Origin of the sequence: Pedobacter sp. MC2016-24, from assembly GCF_015223055.1 — a bacterium.
GTDB lineage: Bacteria > Bacteroidota > Bacteroidia > Sphingobacteriales > Sphingobacteriaceae > Pedobacter.
In genome coordinates this window covers 83,131-93,931 of the sequence record NZ_JADFBX010000020.1, presented here as the reverse complement: position 1 = coordinate 93,931, position 10,801 = coordinate 83,131, and the positions used below count along the sequence as shown (strand labels likewise).

The following is a 10,801-nucleotide window of genomic DNA, read 5'->3' as shown; positions in this document are numbered from 1 at the left end:
GCTGCCTACTCTATGCTGCCCTTGTGCTCCCGCATATTTCGCGGTGTGCTTTCGCCGTTCCTTAAACGTTTCTATAACCTTTGACATATTAAGGATAAAGAAAGAATAAGGAAAGGTTGCAACTGCTAAGGAATCAGAATGGAGCCGCAGTGGAACCATAGAAAGGTGAAATAGGTTGATCAAATAAAAACCATATATCTGCCTCTATTTCATTAGAATTCGGAATTATTTATTTAACATTGGGTATTGGTTTTGCATTATTATCCGTTAAAATTAAAATGGTTTCTTACAGTTCGCTTAGTGATGATGAATTGGTAGCAATTGTGCCCAATGATGCCACTGCTTTTAATGAGATTTATGAGCGATACTGGTCTGTGCTCTATCGCGCAGCTTTCAACGTGTTAAAAGAAGAAGAGGCTTGTCTGGATGTTGTTCAGGATGTTTTTGTCTGGTTTTGGGAAAATCGCACGGTATTGAAAATCAATTCTGTAAAAGCTTATCTGCTGGTCGCCGTTAAATATAAAGTGGCCAATTACATCCGCAACGGAAAAGTTCGGGCTTCGTTTTACGAGCGTATACCCAAGGTTGCTCTGGACGAAGAATTTCCGGACGAGGTTTTGGAAATCAAAGAACTTAAAGAAATGATCGCCCGCTTTATAATCAGTTTACCAGAACGTTGTCGAGAAGTTTTTGAGCTCAGCAGGAATGAACATTTGAGTAATAAAGAGATTGCACTGCGATTGGGGATTACCGAAAAGACAGTCGAAAACCAGATCAATAAAGCCTTAAAACAATTGAGAAAGCAGCTTGGCCGTCTTTCAGCCTTTATTTTCATCTATTAATTTATTTTTTTTCAGTTGGCGTGGGTGCTAGGGGCTTGACAAGTGCCTTACCTGTATAAAAGCCATAAAATGAACAAAGATGAATTCCGTGCGCTCGTAGAGCGAATCACTGATGGACACGCCAGCGATACGGATATAGCAATATATAATAAATATTACAGGGAATATCAGCGTGCGGGAGCAGCATGGAATGCAGCAGAAATGGGGGATGAAGCGATGCTCAAGGATAAGCTTAAAAAACGCATCGATGAAAAAATTAAACCGGTTATCGTTATCCCGTTTTGGAGAAGGACGATTAACGTGGCTGCGGCAGCTGTAATTTTACTGAGCCTTTTTACAGCGCTGGTATTTCATTTTAATGGCGCATTATTCAATTCATCAGCCGACTTTGTGAAACAGGATGTCGCTCCGGGTGGTAACAAAGCGGTGTTAATCCTGGCAGATGGCCGCAGCATCAATTTAAGTGATGCTGCGAACGGGCATTTGGCAGAACAGGCCGGAATTTCGATAACCAAAGCTGCAGACGGAAAATTGGTTTATACTGCAAAAGCGCAGGATGAAAATCAGGTGGTGAGTTACAATACTATCGCAACCCCCGTTGGAGGGCAGTATCAGGTCAATTTACCGGACGGCACCAAAGTTTGGCTAAACGCAGCGTCTTCGTTGAAGTTTCCATCTTCCTTTACGCAACTGAAAGCACGCGAAGTGCAATTGAGCGGTGAAGCATATTTCGAAGTGGCTCATGATCAGGGAAAATCCTTTGTGGTGAAAACAAACCGGCAGGAGGTCCTGGTTTTGGGTACGCATTTCAACATCAACAGTTATGAAGATGAGCCTGTAACCAAAACGACTTTGTTGCAAGGTGCAGTGTTGGCCAGGATGGCCAATTTTAAAGGAAATGATGACGATCATGTATTGCTTAAACCAGGACAGCAAGCAGTATTGGATCAGCGGTTTAAGGTGAAATCTGTCGATGTGGAGGAAGTGACGGCATGGAAATATGGAAATTTTTTATTTAATGATACCGATCTGAGAGACATCATGAAACAACTCTCCAGGTGGTATAATGTGCGTGTAGATTACAATGAGATTCCTCAAAACAGGATTTTTACCGGATTTATATCCAGAGGTGTCAATTTATCGCAGGTACTTCAAATGCTGGAAGTAACCGGAAAAATTCAATTTAAAATAGAGAACAAAACCATAAAAATTACAGACCTAAAAAAAGAGCCTATGTAACAGGTATACACTTCGGCCAAAAAAATATACCGGATGCGCGGGAACGCAGCCGGTATCATTAAGGCAATCACAGCGACCATTAGAATTAATCAACTGAACTAACCTTAACCTTACAAATGTATGAATTTCAATATTCTATGCAAGGGATTGCGCAGCCATAAAAAACGTGGCGGCCATTCTGATTATTTAAAATCTAAACTGATTTTAATTATGAAATTAACTACAATACTCATGATAGCCTGCTGTCTGCATGTTTCTGCAACTGGCTATTCACAAAAAATAACCCTTAGTGAAAAAAATGCACCATTAACCAAGGTGCTGCAACAGATTAGAAAGCAGTCTGGCTTCCAATTGCTATATGATTCTGAACTGCTCAAAAAATCGGCATTGATTACGGTCGACCTGATCAACACACCCATTGCTGTAGTGCTGGATAAAATATTCAGCAACCAGCCTTTCACCTATAGCATTGACGATAAAACCATATTGGTGAAGGAGCGGATTGTAGAAGCCCGTAACCGGAATAATATGGCTGTATTAATTATTAATGGTACAGTGCGGGGTATTGATGGATTGCCACTTCCAAGTGTAAGTGTGAAGATTAAAGGTACTAACAAAACCACCGCGACAAACGCCGAAGGAAAATTTGCTGTAAATGCCCCGGAAGAAGGTACGGTACTGGTGTTTTCTTGTGTAGGTATGATCACGGTAGAGCGCCTGGCTACTCAGGAAATGGTTGTAATTATGCAGCCGGATCTGAATAAATTAAATGACCTCGTAGTTATAGGCTATGGCAGTGCCAGAAGGAAAGACTTGACAGGGTCTGTTGCAACAATAAATATCAATGAAGTCAGAGATGTTCCTTTTGCAACGATAGACCAGGCACTTACTGGTAAGGCTGCTGGTGTTCAGGTGGTTCAGGCCGATGGCTCGCCCGGCGGCGTGGCTAAAATTAGGGTCAGGGGTGGGACCTCACTTATAGGTGGGAACGATCCGTTATATATTATAGACGGAGTGCAGGTACAGGTGCAAAACCGGTTCCAGCAAACGGCTTCTGATATCGTCAGCCCTGTAGACCGGGGTGGTGAAGATGACTATAACTCCTCCGTATCAGGGAATTTTGCCCGTGGACTGAACAGTCTGGGTGGCTTAAACATCAATGATATTGAGTCGATAACCATATTGAAAGACGCTTCAGCGACAGCAATTTATGGATCAAGAGGAGCCAATGGGGTTGTAATCATTACCACGAAAAAGGGTAAAACCAATCAGAAACCCACTTTTGAAGCGAATGTGTACAATGGCTTTAGCTTCGCTCAGAATGAGAAGGTACTAAATAGAGATCAATATATCATGATTGTAAAGGAAGCGGCTAGGAACCTGAATGATGTGAGAGCGCTTGTTCCAGGTGAGACCCCTGATGGAGTGGCCACTCAGATACTTACAGATCCTGATTTCTTTGGCACGGCCAGTACCAACTTTATGGACCTGGTGACTCGCACAGGGATTACTAAAAATGCCGACCTTTCGGTAAGGGGAGGAGGCTCCGGCTCGCGTTACTATACTTCATTGAGTTATAATAAAAATGAAGGAACGGTAATAGGTACGGATTTCAGACGCATAGCCGGTAAGGTGAGTCTGGACAACGAGATCAGCAGCCGGTTTCGCGTCAACAGCAATCTGGACTATGGTTTTATGACCAATAACATCACCAACGGACTGTATACACAGGCACTTTTTGCACCGCCGACATTTGATCCCTACAATTCTGATGGCAGTATCAAAATTCTTGATCCTGCAGACGTTGGCGCATATGCCTATCAGGGTTTTCAAAACCCGCTGCTGTTTACCAAAGGCATTAACCGATCCAATACGATCTTCGCGATTGGTAGCCTGGCCGCTGAATACGATATTTTGAAGAGTCTGACCTTTAGAAGTTCCGTAGCCGTAAATTACAACAACTATCGCCAGACTAATTATGTGCCGAGTACGGTGTCTGTAGCTACGCCTAATGGTTCAGGCAGTTCAGGAAACGGAACGGCTACCCAGGCACAAGCTGAACAGGCAAATACCTTTATCCAGAATATGCTGACATGGAAGAAGGAATTTAACGACAAGCATAGCCTGGACGTGGTATTGGGTACAGATTGGCAAATTACTAAGCAAAATGCTTTCTCTGCCAGCGGTCAGGGCTTCCCTGATGATATCTATTTGAATAATCTTTCATCTGCGGCTATAACACTGCCATCAACAGGTACTTCTGGTCAAAACTCGCTTCTAAGTTTTTACCTGAGGGCGAATTATAGTTTCATGAACAAATACCTGGTTACATTTACCGGAAGGTCTGATGCTTCTTCCAAATTTCCGAAGGCTAACCGGGTAGGTTACTTCCCATCGGGCGGCTTGGGATGGCGCATTTCGCAGGAAAATTTCCTGAAAGATGTGAAATGGATTAATGAGCTTAAACTGAGAGCCAGTGCTGGGTATACCGGGACACAAAATATTGCAGATAATCTGTTTTATACCCTATACTCTCCTGTATCTTATGCCGGCTTAAATGGTCTCTCACCAACCCAACTGGGTAATCAACGGTTGAAATGGGAATCAACATTGCAGAAAGATGCAGGTCTGGAATTTGAATTATTTAATTCGCGCTTACGTGGGGAGATTGGGTATTACGAAAAGACCACTTCAGGAATTTTATTCCCTACATCTGTAGCAGGAACATCTGGCTTTAATCAGGTTACGGCGAATATTGCAAAGATTCGCAACCGGGGTCTTGAATTAATGATTGGAGCAGATTTTATCCGCAATAAGAATTTCCAATGGTCAGGTACCTTTAATATCGCGGGTAACCGCTCTAAAGTGCTGGCACTAAATAACGATGTTGAAGATCCTGCAAACCCAGGCGTTTACCGTTTTGGAAATACGGTGCTGAAAGTGGGGGAACCTGTAGGCCTGCTATACGGAAGGGTATTTAAAAAGATTTTAACCACACAGGATGAAGTAAATGCTTATCAGCAATTAAGTCCTTCATACTACCCATACCTGGGCGTCGGGGATGCAAGTTATGAGGTGGTTGAAAATTACATGGGTTATCAGGGGTATACTTATTTCAAAGACGATATCATTGGACGGGCAGAACCCAAGTTTTATGGAGGTTATACCAACAGATTAAGTTACAAAAATTTTAGCCTCACTACGCTCGCAACGTTTTCGTATGGTAATGACATTTTCTATCTCGCAGATATTCAGAACCGGGATGTTTCTCAGAGAACAAATAAAGGCATTCGTATACTGGACAGATGGACACCAGAAAATCCAACGGCCACCAGACCAAGGCTGATCCTGGGCGAAAGCTCCTATGCTTATGCGGCAAGTGATAATGTATATGATGCCTCGTTCATTAAGCTGAAGTCTGTAACATTAGCTTACCAGCTTCCTAAAAGCCTGACAGATAAACTCAAAATCAATAGTGTGTCTGCTTACATATCTGGAACAAATTTGCTGACCATAACGAGCTATCCCGGAGTAGATCCGGAAGTAAGTAATGATCCTTACAGCTTAGTTGGTGGTTACAGTGATTCTGGAGGTTATCCCTTCGTAAGACAGATCAGCATTGGTTTGAGAATAGGTTTGTAGGGCAGGAATTAGTATAACTTAGATATAAACGGACATGAAAACATTATGTAAAATAATTGCCTTAGCTGTGACAATTGCCACCAGTTACGGATGTGAAAAGGAACTCAGTGCACTACCTGAAAATGCAAAAGTAGAGGGTAACACAATTATTGATGCGCCTACTGCTCAAATCGCATTAAATGGTGCATATTATAACTTTGCCAATGCAACCAATATCAAAACCGGCTGGCAGCAACATCAATTGCTTCCAGCTACATTTGCAGGTTATTTAGGCTATGGTTTCGGTTCCTCTCCTAATGAAAGCAATATCACAACACAGTCTGCAGGTGTATATTGGGAGGAGTCTTACCGTACTTTAAACGCAGCAAATGGGGTAATAGCAGGAGTTTCTGCGCTTTCTGATGCAGCCTTTAAGGATAACCGTAAAAAAGAGATATTTGCTGAGGCGAAATTTATCAGGGCGTATGCCCATTTTAAGGTGCTAAGTTATTATGCGGAGTGGTATAAGCTCAGCAGTACCCAGGGTGTATTGTTGCGCGACGAATTATCGACGCTTAACAATATCCTTAAAAAACGCAGCACGGTAAATGAAAGTTATGACTTCATACTCGCTGATCTGGATGAAGCAATCGCCAATGGATCCGTTACCAATCCAAACCACTATGCAACAAAATGGGCGGCTATGGCATTGAAAATGCGTGTTTTGATCAATCGCGGTGCAAATGGCGATTATCTTGAAGTAATCCGCCTTGCAGATCAGATTATACAGAATCCCAATTATGAACTTCAATCGAGTCAACAGGATCTGTTTCGTATTGCTGGACTAGCCAGTAAAGAGGTTATCCTGGGCATCAAGCCCCAGGCACTACAGTCGTCAGATCCTTACAGCAAAACCAGGCAATATTGGCCAGGTGCTTCATCACTGTATGTGGCTAAAACTGCGTTGAAGGATTTGTACAATGACGATCCCCGCAAAAACTGGATCATCGGTATCCCAACACCTTATCAACAATATTCGCCCAATACAACCTATTTTACCAAATATGTTGCAGTAGGATCTACCCCTACGGCATTAACTGAGACAGACTACGTGTTCCGTCTTACTGAAGTTTATTTGCTGAAGGCTGAAGCGATCGTACGTTCGGGCGGAAGTTTAACTGATGCAAAAGCACTGGTTCACACCATTCAGCAAAAGGGAGGATTAACACCTGCAAATGTACCTTATATAGCAGTTACCTCGGCTACTACACCAGCCAACTTATTAGTTGAAATATATAAAGAAACCTCAAGAAGTTTGGTTGCTGAGGATGGCAGCGAATGGATGGCGCTACTTAGACTTCCTTTTGACACAGTTAAATCACTTAAGCCGACCATCACCAGTCAGATTCAATATATTATACCTATTCCGCAAACAGAGTTTGTTTATAATCCTCAGTTTGGAGAGCAGAATACAGGATACAGCGCAAATTAACCTATTATTTCATCAGCACAATACCTAACAGGTACTGTGCTTATTAAAAATTTCTATGAAAAAATACATTTTGACTAGCTTATTAATTACAGGAATGCTTCCGGTATTTGCCCAGCAGAGTCCATTTATTTTACAGGGCAAGATAAAAGGCCAGAATACCGGTATGTTAAAATTAACCTATCCAGACACAAATGATGGTTATGTACAGGACAGTGCGGTCATACGGAACGGGACATTTGAATTTAAAGGAAAGTTAAATGGTCCGGTGATGGCTTATATTATGGGAACAGTAAAAAGCCAGGCCTTCGACGACCCGAATGCGGCTACCTTTTTTATTGAGCCCGGAAAACTGAGTATGGAGTTAATTCACGGTGATTTCAAAAACCTGACAATAAAAGGCTCTAAAACACAGGACGAATTGGTGGCACTGAATCTCCGTAAAAAAATACAGCTGGAGCAAATGCGTGTTTTGTCGGCTGTTTATAACAAGGCCAATATGACCTACATTGAAGCCAGGAAGGCCGGAAAACCTGAATCGGAACTGGAAGTCTTAAAGGAAACTGCAAATGCGGAAAAGGACAAGATGGATCCTTTAATCGAGGAAATGGATAAAATTGACATGGAATACATCAGGACTCATCATGATTCAGATTATTCCGCGTATGCATTAAGCTGGAAGGTATCTTCGTTGCCGCTTAAAGAGTCTAAATTGCTTTATGCGACGCTGTCAGACCGTGTAAAACAAAGCAGCTATGGTGAAAAAATTGCAAAGGAGATCAGGAGTCTTGAAGGCGGATCGCCGGGCGGTATAGCTTCGGTATTCAGTTCGACAGATATTAACGGACAGCCGCTGAGCATGGCCGACTTTAAAGGTAAAAAATATGTGCTGCTTGATTTTTGGGCCAGTTGGTGTGTGCCATGCCGTAAAGGCAATCCTCATTTATTGTCACTATACAGCAAGTACAAGGATAAAGGCCTGGAAATAGTAGGTGTGTCTGATGATGACAGCAACCTTGACGCCTGGAAAAAGGCTGTTGCGCAGGACAAAATCGGTGTATGGAAGCATGTGTTGAGGGGTTTGAAAAGAACAGCGACAGGATATGATAAATCTACGGATATCAGCGAACCTTACGCTATTCATTCTCTGCCAACAAAGATACTGATTGACAAAGATGGAGTTATTATAGGTCGTTATGGAGGTGGTGGAGAGGGTGATGCCGCCATGGATCAAAAATTGGCTGAAATATTTAACTAATCATAAAGCAACTCAAACTATGTTAAAGAAAATGAAATTAATCACCATGGTTTTGTGCTGTTGCGGACTAGCTTCGTATGCACAAACGACAACGGTACTGGGTGATATTACCGGACTGAAAGCGAATGATCTGGTTGTCCATTATTATCGTGGCGACAAAAATGTTGCCGATACCATCAAGGTAAAAGCCGGTAAATTTAAATGGATAACCCAAATGGCTGAACCGCAGAAGGTGGCCATTATGTTTACAAACCGGTATGTCGAATTTTTTGCGGAAAGCGGCACAATTCATCTGAAGGGAACAGTAGATTCTGTACAGAACCTAAAAGTGACCGGATCAAAAGTTCAGGATGAGTCGGATGCCTATGATCGTTCATTGAAAGACCTAAGTAGCCAGGAAATGCCTTTGTATCAAAAATATGGTAAGGTTAGTAAAGAAGAGCAAGTAGCATTGGAACAAAAATTGGAGGTGCTCAGGGGACAGAAAAGAGAAAGAGCCAACCAATACATTGCGTTACATCCAAAAAGTGCTTTTAGTTTAAGTCTGGTTGCTGACAGGGCTGCAATGGGTAGTTATCAAAGTGTAGCAGAGGCTTTTGCTAAACTTGATCCGGTAGCACAAAAAAGTGATGAAGGGAAACGCATTTCAGAAAGATTAGTTGTACTAAAAAGGAGTGCAATCGGTGAGCCGATGCTTAATTTTACCCAAAACGATACCGAGGGAAAACCAGTCAAATTCGCTGATTTTAAAGGAAAATATGTATTGGTCGATTTTTGGGCCAGTTGGTGCGGACCATGCAGAGCCGAAAATCCAAACGTGCTCAAAGCCTATAACCTATATAAGGATAAGAATTTCACTGTGGTAGGTGTTTCTCTTGACGATAAAGGCGAAAATTGGAAAAAAGCAATTAAAGATGATGCCATGCCATGGACCCAGGTTTCTGATTTGAAAGGTTGGGAGAATGAGGTTTCCACTTATTACGGCATACGTGGTATTCCGAGCACTTTATTGATTGACCCAAATGGAAAAATCATTGCCAAAGACTTGAGAGGGGAAATCCTGAATAAAAAATTGGAAGAATTATTTAATTAAAACTATTCAATACATACTTTATGAGCAATAAAAAAGTTAAGATCAAGCTCGTTTTAGGATTTGCGATGCTCCTGTTTGCAGGCAGTAGTTGTACATCAAATAAACAAATGGATGCTTATCAGATTACCGGGCATGTAAAAGGATTAGATTCCGGACTTGTAAAACTAGTTAGGTATAATGATAGTGATCGGACGTCAACCACATTGGACAGTGTAAAATTGATCAATGGATCTTTTAAATTGAATGGAAAAGTTGAGCAGCCTGAATTGATGACGCTAATTTTTGAGCCTGGTGGTTGGGTAGCACAGTTATTTGTTCAGAACAGTGAAATTACTGTTCAGGCGGATACGGCAGGTGCCAGTCATTATGATTACACAAACTATGGCGGAGGAAAAGGTGCGACGCTTAAACAAGTTGAGGTGAAAGGTTCAGATAATCAAGATAGTTACGTTGAATTTGAAAATGACCCGGAGCAGCAAAAGTTTAAAGCTGTATTTGCTGAGTTAAATAAGGCATATGAAGCGGAGAAAAATGCCGGGGTAAAGGAGAAAATGAAGTCTAAATTTGATTCGGTGGGTAAGTTGAGCAAGGATTGGGAAATTAAATGGATCAATGCATTTGTAGCCAAAAAACCAGCTTCGGTAGCCGGTATTTATGTATTTAGCAATTACTACAAAAGCAATAGTGAGATGCCCTTAGCTGAAGCAGACGCTATGCTGGCTAAGTTTACTGGTGAAGCTAAAAGATCTACATATTACACTGATTTGTTAAAAGAACAGGAATCAAGAAGAGCTCTGCTACCAGGTAAACTTTCACCAGATTTTACCTTGCTGAAACGTGACAGTACTGCTTTCACCCTTTCGTCAACTCGGGGTAAATACATCATGCTCGATTTTTGGGCCAGTTGGTGTAAACCTTGCAGGGAAGCTATCCCACATTGGAAAGAGGTGTACGCCAAGTATAAGGGCAAAGATTTTGAGATTGTTAGTGTATCTGATGATAGTAGATGGAACGACTGGACAAAGGCCATGGATCAGGAAAAAATGCCATGGACGCAGGTGATCGATGAGTTCCCAATCAAAAATATGCCTGCTAAGGTGGGTACTTTATACCAGACTCATTTCATTCCTTTTTATGTATTGTTGGATAAGGAAGGAAAAATCCTGTTATACACAGGTGATGAAAAGGAAATTGACGCGAAACTGGCGGAGGTGTTTAAATAACACCGCTGCTTAAACGTCTTATAAAACTGTATAGTT

The 10,801-nt window shown here is 41.9% G+C and carries 7 protein-coding genes; all 7 read left to right on the top strand.

Features of this window, described 5'->3' with window-relative positions:
- Positions 1–278: 278 nt before the first annotated feature.
- The 7 genes from IM797_RS26335 (at position 279) to IM797_RS26305 (ending at position 10,765) form a co-directional block, all read left to right on the top strand.
- Positions 279–842, top strand: a complete 564-nt coding sequence (locus IM797_RS26335) for an RNA polymerase sigma-70 factor (protein WP_194130214.1) — start codon at positions 279–281, stop codon at positions 840–842.
- Positions 843–911: 69 nt separating this feature from the next.
- Positions 912–2,081, top strand: a complete 1,170-nt coding sequence (locus IM797_RS26330; RefSeq protein WP_194130213.1) for a FecR family protein — start codon at positions 912–914, stop codon at positions 2,079–2,081.
- A gap of 210 nt (positions 2,082–2,291) precedes the next feature.
- Positions 2,292–5,723, top strand: coding sequence for a TonB-dependent receptor (locus IM797_RS26325; protein WP_194130212.1), 3,432 nt, complete (start codon positions 2,292–2,294; stop codon positions 5,721–5,723).
- Between the two features lie 34 nt (positions 5,724–5,757).
- A complete protein-coding gene (locus IM797_RS26320; protein ID WP_194130211.1) occupies positions 5,758–7,194 on the top strand; it encodes a RagB/SusD family nutrient uptake outer membrane protein in 1,437 nt (478 codons plus the stop codon).
- A 55-nt stretch (positions 7,195–7,249) separates the two neighbouring features.
- Positions 7,250–8,449, top strand: a complete 1,200-nt coding sequence (locus IM797_RS26315; RefSeq protein WP_194130210.1) for a TlpA disulfide reductase family protein — start codon at positions 7,250–7,252, stop codon at positions 8,447–8,449.
- 31 nt (positions 8,450–8,480) lie between these two features.
- Positions 8,481–9,542: a TlpA disulfide reductase family protein gene (locus IM797_RS26310; protein WP_194130209.1), complete on the top strand. Its 1,062-nt coding sequence runs from the start codon at positions 8,481–8,483 to the stop codon at positions 9,540–9,542.
- Positions 9,543–9,562: 20 nt separating this feature from the next.
- The gene (locus tag IM797_RS26305) at positions 9,563–10,765 is read left to right on the top strand and encodes a TlpA disulfide reductase family protein (RefSeq protein ID WP_194130208.1); all 1,203 of its coding nucleotides are present in this window, start codon (positions 9,563–9,565) and stop codon (positions 10,763–10,765) included.
- The last annotated feature ends 36 nt before the right edge of the window (positions 10,766–10,801 follow it).